General features: G+C 65.3%; 20 protein-coding genes. 14 read left to right on the forward strand and 6 right to left on the reverse strand.

Annotation, left to right across the window (positions count from 1 at the left end):
- The first annotated feature begins 98 nt into the window (after positions 1-98).
- The 3 genes from SH602x_RS06550 (at position 99) to SH602x_RS06560 (ending at position 5,571) form a co-directional block, all read left to right on the forward strand.
- Complete coding sequence (locus SH602x_RS06550) at positions 99-1,112, forward strand: YybH family protein (RefSeq protein ID WP_479476023.1); 1,014 nt, start codon at positions 99-101, stop codon at positions 1,110-1,112.
- 51 nt (positions 1,113-1,163) lie between these two features.
- Positions 1,164-2,972, forward strand: a complete 1,809-nt coding sequence (locus SH602x_RS06555) for a protocadherin (RefSeq protein WP_479476024.1) — start codon at positions 1,164-1,166, stop codon at positions 2,970-2,972.
- Positions 2,973-3,075: 103 nt separating this feature from the next.
- On the forward strand, positions 3,076-5,571 hold the full coding sequence (locus SH602x_RS06560) for an arylsulfatase (protein WP_479476025.1): 2,496 nt from the start codon (positions 3,076-3,078) through the stop codon (positions 5,569-5,571).
- Positions 5,572-5,655: 84 nt separating this feature from the next.
- On the opposite strand, the gene SH602x_RS06565 is transcribed toward SH602x_RS06560, so the two are convergent.
- The gene (locus SH602x_RS06565; protein WP_479469415.1) at positions 5,656-6,399 is read right to left on the reverse strand and encodes a hypothetical protein; all 744 of its coding nucleotides are present in this window, start codon (positions 6,397-6,399) and stop codon (positions 5,656-5,658) included.
- 214 nt (positions 6,400-6,613) lie between these two features.
- On the opposite strand from SH602x_RS06565, the gene SH602x_RS06570 reads away from it, so the two are divergent.
- From SH602x_RS06570 to SH602x_RS06580, 3 genes are all read left to right on the forward strand, one after another.
- Entirely contained in the window at positions 6,614-6,769 is a 156-nt protein-coding gene (locus SH602x_RS06570; protein ID WP_479476026.1) for a hypothetical protein, read from the forward strand.
- 69 nt (positions 6,770-6,838) lie between these two features.
- Entirely contained in the window at positions 6,839-7,432 is a 594-nt protein-coding gene (locus SH602x_RS06575; protein WP_479476027.1) for a methylated-DNA--[protein]-cysteine S-methyltransferase, read from the forward strand.
- Positions 7,433-7,570: 138 nt separating this feature from the next.
- Entirely contained in the window at positions 7,571-8,077 is a 507-nt protein-coding gene (locus SH602x_RS06580; RefSeq protein ID WP_479476028.1) for an FxsA family protein, read from the forward strand.
- 93 nt (positions 8,078-8,170) lie between these two features.
- On the opposite strand, the gene gap is transcribed toward SH602x_RS06580, so the two are convergent.
- Complete coding sequence (gene gap, locus SH602x_RS06585; protein WP_479469419.1) at positions 8,171-9,208, reverse strand: type I glyceraldehyde-3-phosphate dehydrogenase; 1,038 nt, start codon at positions 9,206-9,208, stop codon at positions 8,171-8,173.
- Positions 9,209-9,475: 267 nt separating this feature from the next.
- On the opposite strand from gap, the gene SH602x_RS06590 reads away from it, so the two are divergent.
- From SH602x_RS06590 to SH602x_RS06620, 7 genes are all read left to right on the forward strand, one after another.
- The gene (locus tag SH602x_RS06590) at positions 9,476-10,288 is read left to right on the forward strand and encodes a class I SAM-dependent methyltransferase (RefSeq protein ID WP_479476029.1); all 813 of its coding nucleotides are present in this window, start codon (positions 9,476-9,478) and stop codon (positions 10,286-10,288) included.
- A gap of 39 nt (positions 10,289-10,327) precedes the next feature.
- Positions 10,328-10,657 (forward strand): thioredoxin family protein, encoded by a 330-nt coding sequence (locus SH602x_RS06595; protein ID WP_479476030.1) that lies wholly within the window; start codon positions 10,328-10,330, stop codon positions 10,655-10,657.
- A gap of 237 nt (positions 10,658-10,894) precedes the next feature.
- On the forward strand, positions 10,895-11,689 hold the full coding sequence (locus SH602x_RS06600; RefSeq protein WP_479476031.1) for a thymidylate synthase: 795 nt from the start codon (positions 10,895-10,897) through the stop codon (positions 11,687-11,689).
- A complete protein-coding gene (locus tag SH602x_RS06605) occupies positions 11,686-12,213 on the forward strand; it encodes a dihydrofolate reductase (protein WP_479476032.1) in 528 nt (175 codons plus the stop codon). The genes SH602x_RS06600 and SH602x_RS06605 overlap by 4 nt, the downstream gene beginning before the upstream one ends.
- A gap of 202 nt (positions 12,214-12,415) precedes the next feature.
- Positions 12,416-12,805: a DUF4440 domain-containing protein gene (locus tag SH602x_RS06610; RefSeq protein ID WP_479476033.1), complete on the forward strand. Its 390-nt coding sequence runs from the start codon at positions 12,416-12,418 to the stop codon at positions 12,803-12,805.
- Entirely contained in the window at positions 12,802-13,233 is a 432-nt protein-coding gene (locus SH602x_RS06615; RefSeq protein ID WP_479476034.1) for a VOC family protein, read from the forward strand. Before SH602x_RS06610 ends, SH602x_RS06615 begins: the two co-directional genes overlap by 4 nt.
- Positions 13,230-13,679 (forward strand): DUF6941 family protein, encoded by a 450-nt coding sequence (locus SH602x_RS06620; protein ID WP_479476035.1) that lies wholly within the window; start codon positions 13,230-13,232, stop codon positions 13,677-13,679. Before SH602x_RS06615 ends, SH602x_RS06620 begins: the two co-directional genes overlap by 4 nt.
- Before the next feature lie 69 nt (positions 13,680-13,748).
- Here SH602x_RS06620 and epmA read toward each other — a convergent pair whose 3' ends face one another.
- Together epmA and efp are read right to left on the reverse strand one after the other, a co-directional pair.
- The gene (gene epmA / locus SH602x_RS06625) at positions 13,749-14,732 is read right to left on the reverse strand and encodes an EF-P lysine aminoacylase EpmA (RefSeq protein ID WP_479476036.1); all 984 of its coding nucleotides are present in this window, start codon (positions 14,730-14,732) and stop codon (positions 13,749-13,751) included.
- Positions 14,733-14,914: 182 nt separating this feature from the next.
- Positions 14,915-15,484, reverse strand: coding sequence for an elongation factor P (gene efp, locus SH602x_RS06630; RefSeq protein ID WP_479469427.1), 570 nt, complete (start codon positions 15,482-15,484; stop codon positions 14,915-14,917).
- A 128-nt stretch (positions 15,485-15,612) separates the two neighbouring features.
- On the opposite strand from efp, the gene epmB reads away from it, so the two are divergent.
- Positions 15,613-16,734, forward strand: coding sequence for an EF-P beta-lysylation protein EpmB (gene epmB / locus SH602x_RS06635; protein WP_479476037.1), 1,122 nt, complete (start codon positions 15,613-15,615; stop codon positions 16,732-16,734).
- A 30-nt stretch (positions 16,735-16,764) separates the two neighbouring features.
- On the opposite strand, the gene SH602x_RS06640 is transcribed toward epmB, so the two are convergent.
- Both SH602x_RS06640 and SH602x_RS06645 read right to left on the reverse strand, forming a co-directional pair.
- Positions 16,765-19,617, reverse strand: coding sequence for an O-antigen ligase family protein (locus tag SH602x_RS06640; protein WP_479476038.1), 2,853 nt, complete (start codon positions 19,615-19,617; stop codon positions 16,765-16,767).
- Between the two features lie 2 nt (positions 19,618-19,619).
- Complete coding sequence (locus tag SH602x_RS06645; RefSeq protein ID WP_479476039.1) at positions 19,620-21,983, reverse strand: polysaccharide biosynthesis tyrosine autokinase; 2,364 nt, start codon at positions 21,981-21,983, stop codon at positions 19,620-19,622.
- Between the last annotated feature and the right edge of the window lie 51 nt (positions 21,984-22,034).

The raw sequence follows: 22,034 nt of genomic DNA on the forward strand, positions 1-22,034 counted from the left end.
ATCGAAGGGGTTGCGGGTCAGTCCGCCGCGGATTCCATGACGGACGAATCGTCCTGCGCACGGCTGCGCGTTTCACGCACAAGCTGGGAGCGTATGAGATGGGGTTCCGTTTCGCGTCGTATTCTTTCGCCGTCTTGATCCTCGCGGGGTCTGCCGGCGTCTCTTTCGCACAGACTGCGCCGCATCTGCCCGCGGAGATTCCGGTTGATTCGCTTCAACCGGTCGAATCGCCGGAGGTCGCCGCCGCTCCTGCAACTCCTGCAGTTCCCGCAGCGGTCGACAGCGCGTCCGAAGCGGACGTCGCGGCGATCCGTTCCGCTTCGCTCGCCTTCGTAGACGCGTTCAACGCGGCGGATGCGAAGGCCGTCGCTGCGGCGTGGACGACAGACGGCGCTTACGTAGACGAAGCGGGTCAGACCTTCGAGGGTCGCGAGGCGATCGAGAAGGAATATGCCGCCTTCTTCGAGGCGGCTCCCGGCGCTCGACTGCGACTGTTCGTCGATTCGGTTCGCCTGCTGAGCGACAGCGCCGCGATCGAGGACGGACGCGCGTTCGTGGATACGCCGGACGGCGCTTCGCCCGCATTCGGGAAGTACGTCGCCATTCACGTCAAGTCGGACGGCAAGTGGCTCATGTCCCTCGTGAGGGACACGCGGGTGGAGGTGGCGTCGGCTCACGCGAACGTCACGGATCTCGACTGGCTGATCGGCGAATGGTCTGCCGAGGAGCGGGGCGCCTCGATGACGTCGGTCTGCCGCTGGGTCGCCAACAAGAGTTTCGTCGAGCGTAAGTACGCCCTGACGCGGCCCGACGGCACGACGACCGCCGGCGTGCAGATCATCGGATGGAATCCCCAAGCGGGCCATGTGCAGTCGTGGAACTTCAGCTCCGACGGCGGTCATGCCGTCGGCGTCTGGTCGCCCGTCGAAGGCGGCTGGGTCGCGGAGCTGATCGGCACGACCGGCGACGGCGCTACGACGCGGGCGATCAACCGATTGACGAAGCTCGACGACGACGCCTACGCCTGGCAGTCGACGGAACGCTCGGTCGCGGGAGCGCCCCTGCCCGACTCCGAGGAGATCGTGATGAAGCGAAGCAGCAAGGACGACTGACCTCTGCCCTCGCCTGTTTTCGCTCCCCACTTCAACGACCGGACAAGACTCATGCTTCGACGAACGCTGGTGACCGCGCTGCTTTTGCTTCTGACCGCTGCGATCGCTCCCGCGGAATGCTGGGGGCGCGGATTCGGCGGCGCCCGCGGCGGCGGAGGAGGAGGCGGAATGCGCGGCGGCGGCGGCTTCTCGGGAGGCGGTTTTTCCGGAGGCGGATTCTCCGGGGGCGGATTCTCCGGCGGGAGCATGCGCGGCCCCAGCATGACCGGCGGCGGCTTCTCCGGGGGGAGCATGCGCGGTCCCAGCATGACCGGCGGCGGCGGCTTCTCGGGAGGCGGTTTTTCCGGAGGCGGGTTCTCCGGGGGCGGCTTCTCCGGCGGAAGCATGCGCGGTCCAAGCATGACCGGCAGCGGCGGATTCAATGCCGGCGGGTTTAACGCGGGCGGATTCAACGCCGGAGGTTTCAACGCCGGCAACCTCGACGCCGCCGGAGCACGCAGCGCCGGAGGTTTCAACGCCGGCGGATTCAACTCTGGCAACCTCAACGCTGCGGGGGCGCGCAACGCTGGAGGTTTCAACGGCGGCGGAGCGGGCGCGGGTAACTTCGACCGAAGCGGATTCGGGGCTGCCGGAGAGTATGCGGCCGGTCGCGGCGGCGAAGGCGGCTTCAACGCGCGGAACGCGGCGCCGAACAACGCTCAGCTCGGAAACTTCCTCGGGCTTCCCTCTGACGAAGGCATGCACTCGGTCAGCGGCGAAGGGACGGGCCGATACGGCAACGTCGACTACAGCTATGGAGCCGCCGAAGGCCCTCGCGGCAATGCGATCGGCGGAGCCACCGCGACAGGTCCGAACGATAACACGGTCGGCGGCGCGCGAGCCGTCGGCGCGGACGGAGGCGTCGCCGGGGCACGCGGATTCGAAGGAGCGAACGGAGCGTCGGGCTTTCGCGCGGCAGGCGTCGGCGCGGATGGCGGAGTCGCCGGAGCGCGCGGATTCGAAGGAGCGTACGGAGCGGGAGGCTTCCAGGCGGCAGGCGTCGGACCGGACGGTCGCGCCGCAGCAGGCGAAGCGGTGCGCGGCCCTTACGGCGGAGCGGCGGCACGCGGCATCGCTGCCGGTCCTGCAGGCGTCGCGGGCGGATACGCTCGCGTCACTCCGGCAGGTCGCTATACGTGCGCGGCGGGCGTCCGAACGAACTTCGATCGCTGGGGCATGTACGGCGGCGGCTGGTATACCGATCACCCCGGCGCGTGGTACGCCGCCGGCTGGGCGACCGGCGCCGCCTGGAACGCGGCGACCTGGAACTCGCTCGGGGCGTGGATGAATTACTATCCCGCCCAGCCCGTGTACTACGACTACGGAAATAACGTCACGTACCAGGACGGAAACGTCTACGTCGACGATCAGGCGCAAGGAACCTCGGAACAGTACTACGACCAGGCGTCCCAGGTCGCTTCGACCGGCGCCGAGGCGGAGGCTTCGCCGGAGGACCAGTGGCTCCCTCTGGGCGTGTTCGCCCTGACCAAGCCCGAGGATCCGTCGAACAACCTCACGCTGCAGTTGGCCGTGAACAAGCAGGGCGTCATCCGCGGCAACTATAGCGATTCGTCGACCGGCACGACGCAGACGGTGCAGGGAGCCGTCGACAAGCAGACGCAGCGGGCCGCTTTCACGATCGGGGATCAGACCGAGGACGTGGTCGAAACCGGCATCTACAACCTCACCAAGGACGAGGCGCCCGTGCTGCTGCACTTCGGCAAGGAACGGACCGAGCAATGGCTGCTCGTGCGATTGAAGAATCCGGAATCGACGACGTCGAATGATTCCGGAGTGGACTCGACGAACGTCGACAGTTGAGGTCGAATCAGTTCCTCTGGATTCGCATTGACTGGCGCTTTCCCTTGAACAGAGCGGTGCGGCGATGACGTCGAACGGATTGCGGGGATTCGGCAGGGTCGCGATGGCGACCTTGCTCGTTTTCATGACGGGGGTGACGGGGGTCGACGGTGACGACGCCTTTACGCCTCAAGTCACGGGCGCCCTGGGCTCGCCCAGTGCGACGACGACGATCCCGGGCGATCAGCTCCCGGCCCCTCCGCCGAAGTTCGGAGGCGTCATCGAAGGGAACGCGTCGCAGTCCAAGGCCTGGTGGCCGCCGCGGGTCGTGCCGCCGAAGGGGGCTCCGAACGTCCTGTTGATCATGACCGACGACGTCGGTTTCGGCGCTCCGAGTACGTTCGGCGGCGTCATTCCGACGCCCGCTCTCGACCGCATCGCGAACTCCGGCCTGCGTTACACGCAGTTCCATTCGACCGCACTCTGTTCGCCTACTCGCGCGGCGCTGATCACGGGACGGAATCACCACTCGGCGGGCTTCGGCGTCATCTCGGAGCAGTCGACCGGCTTTCCAGGCTATGACAGCATCATCGGGCCCGAGTGCGCGACGGTCGGACGCGTTCTCAAGGAACACGGCTACGGCACTTCGTGGTTCGGCAAGGATCACAACGTACCGACCTTCGAGGCGAGTCAGGTCGGCCCGTTCGACCGGTGGCCGATCGGCATGGGCTTCGACTATTTCTATGGATTCGTGGGCGGCGACACGAGCCAGTGGCAGCCCAATCTGTTTCGACAGACGACGCCGATCTATCCCTACGTCGACGATCCGGAGTGGAATCTGACGACCGCGCAGGCGGATGAGGCGATCGACTGGATGGGCGACCTGAACCAGATCGACCCGACCAAGCCCTTCTTCTGCTATTACGTGCCCGGCGGCACGCACGCGCCCCATCATCCGACGAAGGAGTGGGTCGACAAGATCCACGAGATGCACCTCTTCGACGGCGGATGGAACGCGCTCCGCGAAACGATCTTCGCCAATCAGAAGAAGCTCGGCGTCATTCCGCAGGACGCCAAGCTCACGCCCTGGCCGGACGATTTGCTCAAGAGGTGGGACGCGTTGAGCGAGGACGAACAGAAGATGTTCATCCGTCAGGTCGAGGTGTACGCCGCGTATCTGGCGTACACCGATCACGAGATCGGACGCGTCATCCAGGCCGTCGAGGACATGGGCAAGCTCGACGATACCCTGATCATCTACATCAGCGGCGATAACGGCGGAAGCGTCGAGGGGACGCTCCTCGGCACGCCGAACGAAGTCGCTTCGTTCAACGGCGTCAACGTTCCCGTCGAAGTCCAGTTGAAGGATTTCTATGACGTCTGGGGTACGGACCAGACGTACAACCACATGGCAGTGCCGTGGTCCTGGGCCCTGAACGCTCCGTTCAGCTGGTCGAAGCAGGTCGCTTCGCATCTCGGCGGGACCCGGCAGGGGATGTGCGTCTCATGGCCCGGTCACATCGAAGACGAGGGCGGCATCCGGACGCAGTTCCATCATGTGATCGACGTCGTTCCGACCATCCTGGAAGCCGTCGGCGTTCCGGCGCCCTCGACGGTCGACGGCATCGAACAGCGACCGATCGAGGGGACGAGCTTCGCCTATACCTTCGCTGAAAAAAACGCGAACGCGCCCTCCACGCACACGACCCAGTACTTCGAAATGATGGGAGACCATGCCATCTACCACGAGGGGTGGATGGCGAGCACGAAGGTGGTTCGGCCGCCCTGGGTGATCGTCGGGCCGGTGAATCAGGACCCGCTCGATAACGTGACATGGGAACTGTACGACCTGACGAAGGACTGGACGCAGGCTGACGACGTCGCCGCGAAGTTCCCGGAGAAGGTCGAAGAGCTGAAAGCCGTCTTCCTGGCGGAGGCGAAGAAGTACGACGTTCTACCGCTCGACGCGACCGTCGCCACCCGGCTCGTCGCTCCGCGACCCAACATCACCGCAGGTCGCACGGAGTTCGTCTACACCCGACCGATAACCGGCATTCCGCAGGGAGACTCGCCTTCGATTCTGAACAGTTCGTACTCGATCGTCGCTGAGGTGGAGATCCCCGCGGAAGGCGCCGAAGGGGTGCTTCTCACGTCGGGAGGTCGATTCGGCGGCTACGGCTTCTACCTGTCGAAGAGCAAGCCTGTCTTCATCTGGAACGTCGTGGATCTCCAGCGAGTCCGGTGGGAAGGTCCGCAATTGGCGCCCGGCAAGCACACGCTGGAATTCGCGTTCGAGTACGACGGGCTCGGCTTGGGAACGCTCGCCTTCAACAGCCTCAGCGGCATCGGAAGGAGCGGCACGGGCACGCTCAAGGTCGACGGCAAGGAGGTCGCGACCGAGAAGATGCCGCATACGATCCCGCTCATCCTGCAATGGGACGAGACGTTCGACATCGGCTCCGACACCGGCACCTCGGTGAATGACGCCGACTACGCGTCGCCCTTCGCGTTCACGGGCAAGCTCGACAAGATCACCTTGAAGGTCGATCGACCGACGCTGTCGCCCGAGGACGTCAAGAAGCTCGAAAGCGCCTTGCGGAACAACGCGTCCAGCGAGTGACCTCCGAAGCCCAGCGTTCGGGAGGGCCTTCGTTCGGTCCGCAATTCGATTCGCGGACCGAACTCGTGACGGCGCCTGCTGGCGTTACTTCATCGAGATCGCCTGCTGCAGCGGGGCGAGCACGTGCTCGGCGAGGTAGCCCTCGACCAGTTCGCGACCCGTTCGCGCGAGGCGTTCCATGATCGAGACGAACGTCTCGCCCGTGCGGAGCGAGCCGAGGTTGCGCATCGTCAGGTAGACGCTGAGCTGCTCGTCCGGAAAGTCGCCGACGCGAACATGGTAGGCGGTCGTCCGCGTCTCCATGCTGATGCGGCATTGCGTGCGGCACTCGGCGTCGAGCGCGAACTGATACGCCGGTTCGTACAGCAGCGCGGCGGAGCCTTCGATCTCCAGCAGTTTCTCGAACGCGGGGCTGACGCCCAGAGCCTCGGTCAGCAATTCGTTCTGGTTGCCGCGGTACGTGAAGTCGAAGCCGTACGTCACGTTCAGCGATTCGCAGTCGAGCGGGCTGATGGAGAGCGTATAGGGGACGTTCTCCATCACCTCATGATGCTGCCGCATCGCTTCGTCGACGCTGGCCGGGTTCACGAAGCCGGACGAGACGCGGCGATTCTCGATCGTGCACCAGCGGTACGAGCCCGAGTCCTTATCCTCTTCGAGGACGAACTCCTGCCTCTCGCGGGCGAAGAAGTTTCGCATCGACGGGTACTTCTTCTGAATCTGCTCGAAGAAGTGGAGCACCGTCTCGCGGTTCTGCGGCAGGTCCATCTCCGTGTGGAGATTGACGTTGACGTAGTAATCGTCGGCGTACGACGTGAAAGGATTCAATCCGGCGCCTTTCCGTTGTCGTGCGTGCGGCGGGGCGATGCCTCGAACCAGTCTTCGCATCCTGCGAAAGCGTACGCGGCGGGCCCCCTTCCAGTAGGGTATCGCACGACGTACGGCGGTTCGATCGTTCGCCGTAACCCGTAGAATATAGCCGTTCTGCGAGGGGTCCGTCAAAGAGGCTGCTGTCGTGTCGAACCCGTACGAGCCTCCGAAGATGTCGCAACCGGAGCAGGCGCCGCCGCGCGTGGAAGTCCAGCCACATCGCGAGGCGCTGCGGGCGGTCTTCGCCTTCGCGCTCATGACGATCGCCCTGGCGATCATCGCGGTCGCCGTCTTCGCGTTCGGCATCTCCTTCCAGCGCGGCGGCTGAGTCTCCGTTCCTCGACCTGATCGAGAGCGCGAAGCCCCTCGTTTTCTGCCGTTACCTCTGAACGTCGCTATGTCTCGCGATTCGGTCGCGTCCGTTCCCGTCGTCGACCTCGTACGAACCGAGTTCGGGTGGTGCGCGTTCCGCTGGGAAGGCGAGGCGCTGGCGGGGATCGTCGTGGGATACGATTCGCCGGTCGAGGCCGCCCGGGCATCGCTGGGCCAGACGAGCGGCGATATGAACGTTCGCAGCGAACTGGGAACGGGGAAGGCGATCGCGAGGGCCGGCTTGCCCGATGCGGCATCGAATCTGGCCGACGCGTTCGTCGCCTACGCCGCCGGGGAACGGATCGAGTTCCCGCCGGTGAAGCTCTCGCGCATTCCGTCCACCTCGTTCGCGACGGCAGTCCTCGAAGGCTGCCTGGCGATTCCGTACGGCGAAGTGCGGTCGTACGGCGAACTGGCCGCGACCGCCGGCTCGCCGAGGGCGTCGAGAGCGGTCGGGAACGTGATGCGGACGAACCGGTATCCGATACTGATCCCCTGCCACCGCGTGATCGCGGCGCAGGGCCGCCTGGGCGGCTACTCCTCGCCGAAGGGCCTCGACTTCAAGCGGCGTCTGCTGGCGATGGAATCGCGCGAAAGGACCCCCGCGAACGGCTCCTGAGCGGAAGGGTCCGCTTCCTCGGCGAGCGGCGAAGCTGCGCGAATGTCCGCAGCGGAGCTAGAATTCTTCGGCGGGCGCCCGATCGAACGGCGCTGACTCGACCTGAGACGACCGACTTTCCGCGAAGACAGAAGTAGCGTGCGCCGAATATTCTTCGCCATCCTGACGCTGTTCATCGTCGTTCCGATCGTGGAACTGACGCTGCTGCTGCTCTTGGGCAGCTACACGGCGTGGTGGGTTCCGCTCGCCATGGTGCTGGTGACCGGCATCGTCGGATCGTTGCTCGCCCACAGCCAGGGCTGGCGGACCATGAAGACGATCCGCTCGCAGCTCAGTTCGGGGCGGATTCCTGCCGACTCGCTCATGGACGGCGCGATGATCCTCGCCGCAGGAATCATGCTCCTGACGCCGGGTCTGATCTCGGACGCCGTCGGGATCAGCCTGTTGCTGCCGCCCATTCGCCGGCTGTACAAGCACTGGCTCATCGGCTGGTTCGCCGGACGCTTTCATGTGAGGACGATGCTCTCGCACTTCGGTTCGGGCAGGGCCGACGACGACGAGGACGATCTGCCGATGCGTTCGACGCGTCGAACGACGGGCGACGTCGTCGATTCCTACGTCGTGAAGGAAGAGCGTCGTCCGTAGCGTCAGAAAGCGCCTCGATCCGGTCTACGAAGAAAGCCCGATCGGATGCCGACCGGGCTCTCTGAATGATCGCGACGCTCAGGCGAGCGAAGGCTACATCTTGCCGAACATCGCGCACAGGTCGGCGGTGCGGCAGCTATAGCCCCACTCGTTGTCGTACCAGCTCACGACCTTGATCATCTTGCCCGTGTCGCCGCCGCCGTCAGCAAGGACCATCGTCCAGGGCGCGGCGAAGATCGAGCTGTGCGGGTCGTCGATGATGTCCGACGAAACGATCGGGTCCTCGGTGTAAGCCAGGATTCCCTTCAGCGGGCCGTCGGCCGCGGCCTTGACCGCCGCGTTGATCTGCTTGACCGAGACCGCCTTCGACAGGTTCGCGACCAGGTCGACGACGCTGCCGGTGCCGACAGGAACCCGCATCGAGATGCCGGTCAGCTTGCCGTTCAGGGCGGGGATGACTTCGCCGACCGCCTTTGCGGCGCCCGTCGACGTCGGGATGATGTTCAGCGCCGCGGCCCGGGCACGATACGGATCGGCGTGCGGAAGATCCTGCACGTTCTGATCGTTCGTGTAGGCGTGCGTCGTCGTCATCAGGCCCTGCTCGATGCCGAATTCGTCGTTCAGCACCTTCGCCAGCGGGGCCAGGCAGTTCGTCGTGCAGCTCGCGTTGGAGATGCACTTCATCTCCGGCTTGAGCTGATCGTCGTTGACGCCGAGGACGACCGTGAGGTCCGGCTTGTCCTTCGCCGGAGCGGACAGGATCACCTTCCGGGCGCCCGCCTTCAGATGCGAATCGTAGCCTTCCTTCGTGTCGGTGGCCTTGCCGGTGAAGACGCCCGTCGATTCGATCACGACATCGACGCCGAGATCCTTCCAGGGAAGCTTCGAGGGGGTCCGCTCGGCCAGCGCGGCGATCTTCTTGCCGTCGACGGTCAGGCTTTCCGCATCGTAGGAGACCGTTCCCTTGTAGCGACCGTGAATGCTGTCGTACTTCAGGAGCGTCGCGAGCATCTTGTTGTCGGTCAGGTCGTTGATCGCGACGACCTCGAACTCGCTCGATCGCTCGAGCAGATTGCGGAACGTCAGGCGACCGATGCGACCGAAACCGTTGATGGCGACCTTGATGGTCAAGACGAGGCTCCTTAGGGAGAGTCGGAGTGAAATCGGCTTCGGACGCTGTGCCGAAGGAGGGGCGCAGAGTAAAACGTCGGATTATAGAAACCGCCGGATGGCCCTTCAACGGGGCCGAAAACGCCGCTGATCGGACGTTATTTCCGGCAATCCGACGAACGGCTTCGCGGCGGACGCTAGCCGCCCGCGTCGGGCGTCGCTCCCGCCGCTGGGGAATCTTGCTCCCATCTTCGCTTCTCGCTCCGACTTGCTGCACGGTCTCGGTTCATGACGAAAACTCCGACCGACTGGCAGCTTCCGCCCGGCGTGACGCGATCGCTGTGGGATTATTTCCAGCGCGACGCGATCGCGGAGGACTACGACGCCTACTTCGAACATCACGCGCTCCTGCAACTCGATCAGCGGCTGGTCGAGGGCGTGGTCGCGAAGACTCCCGCACGAGCCGGCGGCCCCGCGACGCTCGCCGATCTCGGCTGCGGCACCGCGAGAGCGCTGATCCCGTTCGTCGAGCGGGGGCATCAGGGACTGGCCATCGATCTTTCCTGGAAAATGCTCGGCGTGGCGAAGCGCAAATCTGCGGAACTGCCGGGCATGCAGTGCCTGCGGGCGAATCTCGTCGACCTTGGCGCAGTGAAGGAGGGCGTCGTCGACGTCGCCTTCTGCCTGTTCAGCACCCTCGGCATGATTCGCGGCAGCGAGCATCGGGCCGCCGTGCTGAAGGAAGCGTTTCGCATCCTCAGGCCGGGCGGTCGCCTGGTCGTTCACGTCCATAACTTCTGGTTCAACCTGTACGACCCCGGCGGCTGGCGTCGCACGCCGACCGACCTCTTGCGACCCTTATGGAACCGCTCGTTCGAGCGCGGCGATCGGTACTTCTACTACCGCGGCGTGCCGAACATGTTCCTGCACAGCTTCACCGCGGGTGAGTTGCACGCGCTGACGCAGCAGGCGGGGCTCGTTCTCGAAGAACTGATTCCGCTGGCCTCGACCTACGACGGGCCGTTGAAGAGTCCCGCGATTGCAGCCAGCTTGCGAGCCATCGGATGGATCGTCGTAGCGAGTAAGCCGGAGGCAGGGTGAATGATGGACGCTCGCCCATGGGCGCCCGGGTCTCCGCCGGTGAAGGCGGGAGAGTTGACCGCGATACTGGCAACGCGCCGTGTGGCGGTGTTTCACTTCTGGGCGATCTGGAACGGCGTCGATCGTCTGTTCGAGCCCGACTTTCGAACCGTGCGAGAGGAGTTCGCTGAAAGCGTCGAATTTCGTTCAGTCGACGTCGACGACCCCGAACTGGTCGATTTCTGTAGAGCATGCGGAATGACGAACGTGCCTGCATTGGCCGGCTTCGTCGGAGGTCAGCGCGTCGAGACGCTGGTCGGGAGACGGCCGCCTCTAGAGTTGCGAGCATGGATCGATCGGTTGCTCGCAAAGTCGAGAGAACCGGACTAATCGACGCGCCGACGTCATCGCGATAAATTGGCGAGCGACTGAAGCGAGAGGAAATGGTCGGCCCCGATTGCTCGTCAATCAGGGTTCGACGCAGTCGAACAAGAGGATTCGACGTCGCGTCTCGATCCTGGCCGGCGTTTCGTCGTCGACCGGATTCCTCTTGCGGCTGACGCCGCCCGGATTGCAAGCAATCCGGGCCACCCAGGAGACGGCTCCGTAGCCAAGTAGCAGAAACGTATGCGTGCCTATCTCAACCTGATGCAGGAGATCCTCGATCGCGGGACGGTGAAGACCGACCGCACGGGGACGGGTACGCGATCGCTCTTCGGCAGGCAGCTTCGCTTCGACCTCTCCGAAGGCTTCCCGCTCGTCACGACGAAGAAGGTCCATCTCCGCTCGATCCTCGTCGAGCTGCTGTGGTTCCTGCGGGGCGAGACGAACGTCGCATGGCTCCGCGAGCGGGGGGTGACGATCTGGGACGAGTGGGCCGACGAGAACGGCGAACTCGGCCCGGTCTACGGCAAGCAGTGGCGCTCCTGGGCGGCGCCTGACGGACGCGTCATCGACCAGTTGTCGCAGACGATCCAGGCAATTCAGAAGACGCCCGACTCTCGTCGGCTGATCGTCTCCGCCTGGAACCCGGCGGACGTGGAGAAGATGGCGCTGCCGCCCTGCCACGTGCTGTTTCAGTTCTACGTGGCGGACGGTCGACTCTCCTGCCAGCTTTATCAGCGGAGCGCCGATTACTTCCTCGGCGTGCCGTTCAACATCGCGTCGTACGCGCTGCTGACGATGATGGTCGCCCAGGCGACGGGACTTCAGCCGGGCGACTTCGTTCATACGTTCGGCGACGTCCATCTCTATTCAAATCATTTCGAGCAGGCGCAGAAGCAACTGGCCCGCGAACCGCGCCCGCTGCCGACGATGAAGCTCGACCCGAGCGTGAAGTCGGTTTTCGACTTCGAGTACGAGCACTTCGAACTCGTCGGGTACGATCCCCATCCGCACATCTCGGCGCCGGTGGCGGTGTGACGAACGAAGCTGATTCGAGTCGCGCGGGCGCGCGACCGCACACGCTTTCGATCATCGCCGCGCTCGGGCCGGGAGGCCTGATCGGCGACCGCGGCGATCTGCCGTGGCGTCTGCCGGCGGACCTGCAGCGGTTCAAGCGTCTCACGATGGGCCATCATCTGCTTATGGGCCGCAAGACTTTCGATTCGCTCGGCCGTGCGCTGCCGGGACGGACGTCCGTCGTGATGTCGCGATCGGACGTCGAACTTCCGGAAGGAGCGCTGCTCGCGAACTCTTGGGAGCGGGCGCTGGAACTAGCTGCCGGAGACGAGGAGGCCTTCGTCATCGGCGGGGCCGACCTGTTTCGGATCGCTCTGCCCCAGGCCGACCGGCTCTACCTGACCTTCGTCGAAGGAGAGTTCCAGGGGGACGTCTTCTTCCCCGACTGGGATCCGTCGCAGTGGCGGCTCGTCGCGGAGGAGGCACGCACGCCGGACGAAAAGAATCGTTATGCTTACCGCTTCTGCGATTACGTCCGGGCCTGAACTACTGGACCGTTAACGTTCGCTGTCAGGTTCGATCTTGTTGCATTTCTGAGTGCCATGCCCACATCGCCGAAGGCAGGGTGGGCATGCAAAGGGCCGCGCGAACCTGGCATGCCCACGCTGCTGCGCGACGTGGGCATGGCACACATGCATGACGTCGAACGAAATACGGACCACTTCCACTCCAATCGACTACTGACTGATGACTCCGCAAGAACGCCAGATCGTCGACCTGACCGCGAAGCTGCTCGCCTCGATCGCCGCCGCCGACTGGAAGGCGTACGCGGAACTCTGCGACGAATCGATCACCTGCTTCGAGCCGGAAGGGAAGGGCCATCTGATCGAAGGGCTTCCCTTTCACAAGTACTACTTCGACCTGGGCGCCGCGAAGAGTCCGCCGCAGAACACGATCGGCTCGCCGCATATCCGCTTCCTGGGCGAAAACGCCGCGGTCATCAGCTACACCCGGCTCACGCAGAAGCTGAACGCGGAAGGCGCTCCGATCACCGCGCTCGCCGAAGAGACGCGCGTCTGGGAGAAGAAGGGCGCCGCCTGGAAGCACGTCCACTTCCACCGGTCGTTCCCGTCGTGACGAACGCTTCCGACGTAACGCGGGTGCACGCCGGATTCGTCGTGCCTGACCCGCACGGATCGGCGGAATTCTTCGAGCGGTTCTTCGCCTTCCGTCGCACGACCGACCGGCCGGAGTACGTGCAGGTACGTCGCGAAGACATTCATGCAGAACTGGGATTCGTGCTGGCGGGGCTGCTCGCTTCGCCGGCTGCCTTTCGCCCCGAATTCACCGGCGCGGGAGCCTGGCTGACGATCGAAGTGACCGACCTCGAAGCGACGCTCGCCCGGTTCGTGCAGGCGGACTATCCGCTGGTCGAGCCGCTCGTGAATCGCAGCTTCGGCGAGCGGCACTTCGTGGTGAGGGCGCCCGGAGGGATCCTGGTCAACGTCGTCGCACGCAGCGATCGTATCGCAGGCGAACTGAATTCTTCGGGAGAGACGCGATGACCCGCGGCGACAACCGTCCGGTTCCGATGGCGCTGGCGATCATGATCTGCGACACCACGATTCGCGACAGCGAAACGGGGAAGATCAGCGTCATCAATTCGTTCAACAACATCGGGTCGTCGGTCTTTCCCTGCGTCCATCCGACGCTGACCGTGTTCCTGTCGCTGACCGACGTGATCGGCGAGGTGACGCTGCGGGTCGATCTGCTGCGGATCGACGACGAAGGCGCCGACGATCAGACGATCTTCTCCACCGGCGATCTGCCGCTGCAGGGCGAAGATCCGCGGCTGGTCTACGAGATCCCCATCCGCCTGAACGGCGCCTCGTTCGAAAAGGCGGGCGAATACCGCTTTCATCTGTACGCGAACGAGGAGTACGTCATCGGTCGCCGGTTCTTCGTCACCGACACGGAAGGCGCCAAGCCGGGCGAAGAGCCTTCGGAGTAGGGTGGGTCTCGACCCACCGTTCCGCCGGCCCGAGGAAAGGCACGCGAGGCGTCTGCCCTGCAAGAACGATCACGCTCGATCCCACGGGAAGGCGATCACCTCCTGGATCGACGTCTTTCCCAGAGCGAGCATGACGACGCGGTCGAAGCCGAGGGCGACGCCGGCGCAGGCGGGAAGGCCGGCGTCCATCGCGTCGAGCAGCCGGCTCTGCTCCGGCAAGAGTTCGGCGTCGCGTGCGACCCTCGTCGCGTTATTCGCCCCGTTGCGTCGTCTCAATTCGTCGGCGTCGAGCAGTTCGCGATAGCCGTTCGCCAGTTCGACGCCGCGATAGAAAAGCTCGAAGCGGCCCGCCGCGGGATAAGGATCGTCGAAGGTCTCGGCGAGCGCAGCCTGCGACGGCGGATAGTGCGAGATCACGACCGGACGTTCGTGGCCTAGCTTCGGCTGCACGATCTCGGCGAACAGCAGATTCAACCATCCGTCGCGGTCGTCCCCGAGAGTTTCCGGCGCGAGGACGTCGCGATTCTTTGCGCAGGAGCCGAATGCCTCGATCGGATCCTCCCAGGCGTCGAGACCCGTCGCCTCCGCGAAAGCGTCGCGATAACGCACGACGTCAACCGCGTTCGACGCGAACAGGTCTCCCGCCAAATCGGCCAGCAGGTCGATCCCCTCGTCCAGGCCGTGGCCGGGGACGTACCACTCGACCATCGTGAACTCGGGGTTGTGAAAGGGTCCCGATTCTTCGCGGCGGAAGACCCGGCTGATCTGATACATCGCACCCGCGCCGGCGGCGAGAAGGCGCTTCATGTGGAACTCGGGCGACGTCTGCAGCCAGAAGCGCCCCTTGCTTCCAGGGCCGGTCGGGCTTCCCGGATCCGTCAGTCCGAACGGGTCGATATAGAGATCGACTACCGTATCGCGGGAGAGCGCCGGCGTCTCCACTTCGATCAGGCCGCGATCGTCGAAGAAGCGTCGCACCCGCTGGAGCAGTTCCGCCCGGGCCTGCAGCGTCTCCCACGTCGCGGTCGGTCGCCATTCGTCGTTCGCGGACATGTCGCCGGCGTTCCGTCGAGACGAGCGCATTCGGCATCGACACGTCGCGTGTCGGCTCTGCCACGGAGGGCTGACACCCTCCGCTCGCCAAGGATTGGTTGCATTCACGAAAACGACCGCCCGGCAGATTCGCCGCGCGGTCGCGAGTGTTCGATTCGAAGGGGGAGGCGAACGTCGGCGAATCAGTTCGTGACGCGGCCCAGGTACTCGCCGGTCCGGGTGTCGACCTTGATGACATTCCCTTCCTGGATGAAGGCGGGGCACTGGATCTCGCCGCCCGATTCGACCTTCACCGGCTTCGTGACGCTGGTCGCCGTGTCGCCCTTGGCGCCCGGCTCGCACTCGATGACCTTGAGCTCGACGTGGTTGGGCGGGTTCATCGTGATCGGGTTCCCGTTCCAGAGAACCATCGAGCACTCCATCCCTTCCTTCAGGTACTTCCAGGAGTCGTCGACCTGGTCGAGCGACAGTTCGAACTGATCGAACGTCGTGTTGTCCATGAAGAAGAACGAATCCTGCTGGCGGTACAGGAAGTTCGCGCGGATTTCCTCGACGTCCGCCGCTTCGAGCGTGTCGCCGCCCTTGTAGGTCCGGTCGAGCATCGTGCCGCGGATCAGGTTCCGCATCTTGCACTTGTACATGGCGTTGCCCTTGCCGGGCTTGACGAAGTTCATCTCCGTCATCAGGTAAGGTTCGTTGTCGATTTGAACCTTGATCCCCTTGCGAAAATCGCTCGTCTTATACGTTGCCACGGCAGGCGCCCATTCTCGGAAATGACGTTTCGGCGTACGATGAAATCGGTCGCTGCGGGAGCGTTTGCGCTCTCCCGGCGGCAGTCCTCTCGATCGTCCGCTCGCGGAAGAAGAAACAGATTACGTCAATGCCGCGAAATGCGGAAGAGGGACCGCCCGTTTCGACCGCCTCGGCGACGGCTCGAGATGCGCTCCTGGAGTCGCCGAACGGCACGTCCGTCACGCCGCAGGACTCGACTTCCCTGACGCCTCAGGACTGGAAGTCCGTGTTGCCCCAGGACTGGAAGTCCTTGCTGCGGGGCGCCATCCGGACGGCGGAGGAACTGTTCGCTGAACTGGCTCTCGATCCCGCCGATCTGCCGGCGGCGATTCGCGCGGCGGGCGACTTCCCGGTCGTCGTTCCGCGGCCCTATCTGAATCGTATCGAGCGCGGCAATCCCCGCGATCCGCTGCTGTTGCAGGTTCTGCCGGCGGCGGAGGAACTGCTCCCGGCGCCCGGTTTCGTCGCCGATCCGCTGGAAGAGTCCCGTTTCTCGCCCGCTCCCGGCATGCTGCAGAAATATGCGGGCAGGGCGCTGCTGGTGCTGACGGGGACGTGCGCCGTCCATTGCCGGTACTGTTTCCGGCGAAGCTTTCCCTACGACGAGCGTCCGCGGAACTGGTCCGACTGGGAGCCCGCGCTGCAGCGAATCGAGGCGGATTCGTCGCTGCGGGAAGTCCTGCTGTCGGGCGGCGATCCGCTCTCGCTGGTCGACGAGACGCTGGAACGCTTTTTCGCCCGGCTCGACTCGATCGCGCATCTGGAGCGGATCCGTCTGCATACCCGCCTGCCGATCGTCGTGCCGCAGCGCGTGACCGACCGACTCCTTTCGCTCCTGCGATCGCTGCGGGCGAAGCCGGTCGTGGTCGTTCACGCGAACCATCCGCGGGAACTGGACGACGAAACGCTGGCCGCGCTCTCGCGGCTGCGCACGACGGGCGCGATCGTGCTGAACCAGAGCGTCCTGTTGCGGGGTGTCAACGACGATGGGGATGTCCTGGTCGCGCTCAGCGAGCGACTGCTCCAAGCGGGGACGCTGCCCTACTACCTGCACCAGATGGATCGGGTCGCGGGAGCCTCGCACTTCGAGGTCTCGATCGAGCGGGGCAAGGAACTTCACCGCGAACTGCTCGCGCGGCTACCGGGCTACGCCGTGCCGCGGTACGTGCGCGAGACCCCAGGCGAAGCGTCGAAGCTGCCGATCGACTGAGGGTCGGCGATCGTTCGACACGGAGTCGAGTCAGCGCGTCGCGAACGGACGGGCCGCTGCGGCTTCGCGGGCGGCCGCCTGGCGCCGTTCGATACAGACCTTTCGCTTCTGCTGCACGTGCGGATCGTCGGGACGCATCTGCAGGCAGCGAGCGAGTTCCTCGTCCGCCCGGTCGTACTGTCCGATCGCGAGGAGAGCGTACGCCAGTCGACACCGCAGCACGTACTCTTCCGGCGCGAGCTTCACGGCCTGTTCCAACGCCTCGGACGCACGATCGACGCGGTGCAGCTTTTCGTAGGCGTCGGCGAGCGCCGTCCAGCTTCGGAGCGTGTTGCCGTTTTCCGGGAGGCTTCCGCCCGCGAGCGCCGCGGTCCAGCGGTCGGCGGCGAGCGACGCTTCGGCGGCTCGGCCCCCGCTGACGTAATACTCCGTCAGGCGGCGACAGCCATCGACGCTCTCGCCGAGTCCCAATTGGTCCAGAAGCAAGTCGGGCGGAAGCGACGGCCCCAGCAGGCTCAGGATGCGAGCACGCGTGGGCGGAACGATCCGATAGGCCGTACGGAAGCGTTCCAGCGCCGCAGCGTCGTCGCCCTGTCGAGCGGCGAACTCTGCCGCCTGGAGCAGCGTCGTGCCGTCATAAGGCCGCGACGCCAGCGCCTGCTCGATCAGCAGGTCCGCGTTCGGAGCATCCTGATCCGTCAGCGGTCCAACGGCGGCGAGATAGACGTAGGCTTCGCCGTCGAGTGGCGAGCGACGAATCGCGCGTCGCGCGCAGATCGCTGCCGCGTCGAGCAGTTTCTGCCGGTCGCCGACGACCTTCGCCATCCAGGCGCGCTTCGCGGCGGCATCCGAGAAGCCCGAACGCTCGACCGTCTCGCGCAGATCGGCGAGGGAAAAGGCGTTATCGCTGGCCGACTGTTCTTGCTCGAAGCGTCGCAGGCAGAGCCCTGCCAGGCGGACGCTGGCGCGGTGATCGTCCGGAGTTTCGCGGAGCCTGACCTGAAGCGCCTGCATCATCTGGCGGAGTTCGTCGGGCGAAGCGGCTTCCTGCGACTCGTCGAACATTCCGCGGCCTTCGAACCGGACCGCGATGCGCATGTAGTCGTCCCAGGCGCGCGCTCCCCGGACCTGCGGCAGGTAGGCCGTGACGGCGATCGAGCCGATCGCGCCGACGCCGAGCAGGACGAACACAGGGCGCCAGGCCAACAAGGGATCGGGTGAATGCGACGCATCGACCGGATCGGCTTCCCGTGCGGGCGCTCCGGCGCTTTGCCAAATGGCTGCGGCGCGACAGGTCGCAGCCGCCAGAAGCAGCGTCAGCGAGAAGCAGCCCGGAACGAACCACGCGAAGTCGAAGACGTTATGCACGACGCTGACGACGAACGACGCGGCGAGCGCGCCCCAGATCAGATCGCTTCCCGGTCCGGCGATCGAGCCGGATCCTTTACGGCGAGCAGCGAGCTTGGAAGAAGGCCGGTCGACGACGGAAGGTCGCGCGGAGAACAATCGCCACGCGACGATTCCGATCGCGACGCTCGCCAATAGAACGCCGACGGCTCCGGTCTCGACGAGCAGGTGGACGTAGCCGCTTTCGGCGTAGCGATAGTTCTTCGGATACCAGAAGGCGAAGAAGGCGGGATAGATCTCGCGATGGCTTCCGATCCCGGTCCCGAATAGCGGAAAGCTCTTCCACGCTTCCAGGTCTGCCAGCCAAAGCCTGGTGCGAACCAATCCGGGGTCGAGACGCTCCCACGCCGAAAGCTGGTCCGCATCGAGTTCGCGCAGCAGCCGCTCCCCGCCCAGCAGCACGGCGAGAACGATCGTCGCCGCGACCGCAGCCCCGGCGGCGATCGCCAGCTTCGCGGGAATCGCTCCCCGCCAGGCGTACCAGGCGACGGCGACCGTCGCGGCGATCAGGTAAACGATCGCTCCTCCGCGGGAGAACGTCAGAAGCGCGGCGGCGACGCCGAGCAGACAGGTCGCCCCCGCGAGAAGGCGCGCGTCAGGACGCGACGCCGACTGAAACTCCGTCCGCGATCGAGGCCGTGATTTCCAGAACCCGGGAATCGCGCATCCTCGGGCAGCGGCTACGAGGAACCAGATCGCCGGTCCCGCGCAGAGCGCCAGGTAGTGGGCCAGGTGATTGCCGTTCGTGAACGGGATCTTGGCCGAGTCCTGCGCGTCGCGGGTCGGATAGTCGTACAGCCAGAGGTACTTACCGTTGCCCAGGAAGTACTGTGCCAGAGCGAGCGCCGCCATCCCCAGGCCAAGGCAGGCAGCCAGAATCAACGTCCGTTCCAGGTCGGCTCGTCCGCGCAGCGCGCAGGCCACGCAGGCGAAGAAGAGCCCGTGCGCGATCAGCATCCCGAGACCGAGTCCGCCGCCGCGCGGAACGAGCGAGAGCGTCGTCCATCGACCGAACTTCGCGTCGCCGTCTTGCGCCGCATCGCCGCGCCAGGCAGGCAGGAGTTCGCTGTAGCCTTTCCCGAAGGCGTCGAGCAGGGCGGGCGGAAGCGGCAGAAGCTGCACCGCCACCAGGCCGATCGCGAGCAGCCAGAGCGCGCCGAGCCCGGTCGAAACTCGCTCGCGGCGGGGCAGCGCGAACGTCTGGTACAGCGCCAGCGTCGCGACGAGGCCCAGATAGAGCAGCCTTCCGAGCGGATGCAGCCCGCCCAGAAAGAGCGTCGGAAGCGCCAGGCAGGCGGCGATCAGCGCCCACTCGATCGAACGTTCGAGGGGAAGGCCTTCCGAGGTCGGCGCGGCGCCTCGCGAAGGCTCCGTCGATCGACGGCCTGACGATCGACCGCCACCTCGCTTCGATCGGCGTCCGCCGTCGAAGGTCGTGCCGCGCGAGCGTTCGGAGGTCGCCGGGGGATACGTCATCGTCAGCCCGCTCGACGGCGGGGAGCGGCGGCGTCTTCCGGTTCCGCGTCCCACGCGACCTGCCGGCGCGGGCTCTTCACCGCGATCGGTTCGCGCGCGGCGAACGCGACGGGCGAGTCTTCATCCTCGAAGTCGTCGTCCTGATCGTCTTCGGAGCCGTAGGCTTCGCCATACCCGTAGCCGTAACCATATCCGTAGTAGCCGTGCCCGCTGGAGGCGTCGACCTGATTGGCGACGACGCCGATCAGCGGCGAAGCCATCGCGCGGAGGTCCGCGGCGGCGCGAGCGACCACTCGCCGGCGATTCTTATGCGGCGTCACGACGAGCAGCAGCCCGTCCGCGTGCGACGCCACGATCGAAGCGTCAGGCCCCGCCATCGCCGGAGGACAGTCGATCAAGACCTGGTCGTAATGCTCGAGCGCCCACTGCAACAACTCCCCGAGGCGGGCGCCGCTGAGAAGCTCCGAAGGGTTGCTCGGCTTGGCGCCGGAGGGGATCACGTAGAGGAGTTCGACCTCGGTCGACTGCACGCAGCGCCGGGCGAACGCGTCGAGCGACTCGCGACCCCGAAGGAGGTCCGAAAGCCCGCGCAGGCCGCGCAGCTCGAAGAACCGCGAGAGACCCGGACGCCGCATGTCGGCGTCGATGAGCAGCGTCCGCTTTCCTGCCTGGGCGTAGGCGACGCCGAGGTTGGAAACGACCGTCGTCTTGCCGTCGCTCGGTTCGGAACTGGTGATCGCGAGCAGTTCACGACTCTCCTTGCTGAAGGAGAGCGTGGTGCGGAGCGTTCGGAACGCCTCGCACTCGACCGCCTGCGGGCGAGCGTGCACGAGCAGTCCGCCGGCGCCGAACTCGTCATCCGACGCAGGAAGCTTCCGCACGACGGCCAGCGTCGGAACGCGAAGATACTCTTCCATTTCTTCCGGCGATCGGAAGCGGTCGTCGAGCAGATCGTGTACGTAGGCCAGCGCGCCGCCGACGCCGAGGCCGAGCGAGACGCTCGCGAAGACGACCAAGTAGAGCGCGGGCCAGACGGGATCGGGATCGGCGTGCGGACGTCCGACCACTTCCGCCCGGACGCTCGCCTTGTCCTGTCCGATGTCGAGCGCGGCTATACGATCGAGCATGACGTCGTTCAGACGTCGAAGATTCGCCGCTTCGTGTTCGAGGATCTCGATCTGCGCCAGCTTTCCGACCAGTTCGACGGCATCCCGTTCGCCGGCAGCGTACTCCTGAGAAAGTTCGGCCTCGTACGCCCGCGCTTTCGCCAACTGATCGGCCAGGGTCGAGCGGACCATCTTCGACAGTCGCTCGCGCGAGCTATCCGTCGCGGAGTCGGTCATGGATTGGAACGAAGCGACGTAACTTTCCCGCGACGCGATCGACGCCTTGAGTTCCTGAATCTCAGGGTTGCTCTCCCCCAGATAGCGGCTCAGACTTTCGAGCCTCGCCCGATCCTTGAGAGCTTCCTGTTCGATCTGGGCCAGGTTCTGCTGGTCGAGCGTGCCGAGTCCGAGGCCGCGCGCGAGCAGATCGCGTCCGACGTTCGGTTCGATCTCCAGCAGGTAGGTACTGAGGTCGGCGTTGCGAGCGACGGCCAACTCGACGGCGGCGGCGAGCGATTCCAGGCGAATCCGATCTCCCTGCGCCGCAAGGTAACCCTCATTGAGCTTGAGCACCCGCTGCACCGCCGGATGCGTGGCGGAATCTCCGGAGCGAAGCCCCAGATCGCCGAACGCCAGCTTGCACTGCAGGAGCTGCGATTCCTTCTCCCGAAGCTGCGATTCGTAGCCGCCCCGTTCGCGCTGCAGAATTTCGACGACCTGCGCGGAGAAGTCCTTGTGATTCGCGCGGATATAGCCGAGGTAGGCTTCGACCACGGCGCCGAGCAGAGCCTCCGCGGCGGCAGGAGATTTCGACCGGCAGCGAACCTGGACGATGTCCGTCTGGCGGATGCCGCTGGCGGAGAGCGTTTTCTTCAAGGCCTTGGCGTGATCTTCGTCGGGCAACCCCTCGAAGTCGATGCGCAGGGCCGGGTCCAGTTTGCTGATTTTTAGCAGAGCGTTTTCCAGGACGATCGGACTGGTGAGCAGCCGCTCCTGGGTCGGAATCAGGTTCTGGGCGGCGCCCCCGTCGGCCTGCTGCTGCGTGAGCAGATCGGCCCGGCTCTGAATCACCTGCAAGAGGGACGTCGCTTCGTACGTTCGTTCGGCCGTGACGAAGTAGACGACGCCGAGCGTGACGGCGAGCGCGAGAGCCGCGATCGGATAGCGCCACCGGCGACGCAGCACGCGGCCGAACTCCGCCAGCATCTGCACGGCCTGGCGGGCGGGCGAGTTCGTCGTCGATGGGATCAGGTCGGTCATCAGCGGTCGATAGTCCTGAGCGGGGGGCGTGACCCCCGAATCGGCGCTCTC

The organism is Lignipirellula cremea, assembly GCF_056501455.1.

Coding starts and splice junctions, on each gene's coding strand:
- SH602x_RS06550 (WP_479476023.1), top strand. CDS start 99: ATGGGGTTCCGTTTCGCGTCGTATTCTTTCGCCGTCTTGATCCTCGCG.
- SH602x_RS06555 (WP_479476024.1), top strand. CDS start 1,164: ATGCTTCGACGAACGCTGGTGACCGCGCTGCTTTTGCTTCTGACCGCT.
- SH602x_RS06560 (WP_479476025.1), top strand. CDS start 3,076: ATGGCGACCTTGCTCGTTTTCATGACGGGGGTGACGGGGGTCGACGGT.
- SH602x_RS06570 (WP_479476026.1), top strand. CDS start 6,614: ATGTCGCAACCGGAGCAGGCGCCGCCGCGCGTGGAAGTCCAGCCACAT.
- SH602x_RS06575 (WP_479476027.1), top strand. CDS start 6,839: ATGTCTCGCGATTCGGTCGCGTCCGTTCCCGTCGTCGACCTCGTACGA.
- SH602x_RS06590 (WP_479476029.1), top strand. CDS start 9,476: ATGACGAAAACTCCGACCGACTGGCAGCTTCCGCCCGGCGTGACGCGA.
- SH602x_RS06600 (WP_479476031.1), top strand. CDS start 10,895: ATGCGTGCCTATCTCAACCTGATGCAGGAGATCCTCGATCGCGGGACG.
- SH602x_RS06610 (WP_479476033.1), top strand. CDS start 12,416: ATGACTCCGCAAGAACGCCAGATCGTCGACCTGACCGCGAAGCTGCTC.
- SH602x_RS06620 (WP_479476035.1), top strand. CDS start 13,230: ATGACCCGCGGCGACAACCGTCCGGTTCCGATGGCGCTGGCGATCATG.
- epmA (WP_479476036.1), bottom strand. CDS start 14,732: ATGTCCGCGAACGACGAATGGCGACCGACCGCGACGTGGGAGACGCTG.
- epmB (WP_479476037.1), top strand. CDS start 15,613: ATGCCGCGAAATGCGGAAGAGGGACCGCCCGTTTCGACCGCCTCGGCG.
- SH602x_RS06640 (WP_479476038.1), bottom strand. CDS start 19,617: ATGACGTATCCCCCGGCGACCTCCGAACGCTCGCGCGGCACGACCTTC.
- SH602x_RS06645 (WP_479476039.1), bottom strand. CDS start 21,983: ATGACCGACCTGATCCCATCGACGACGAACTCGCCCGCCCGCCAGGCC.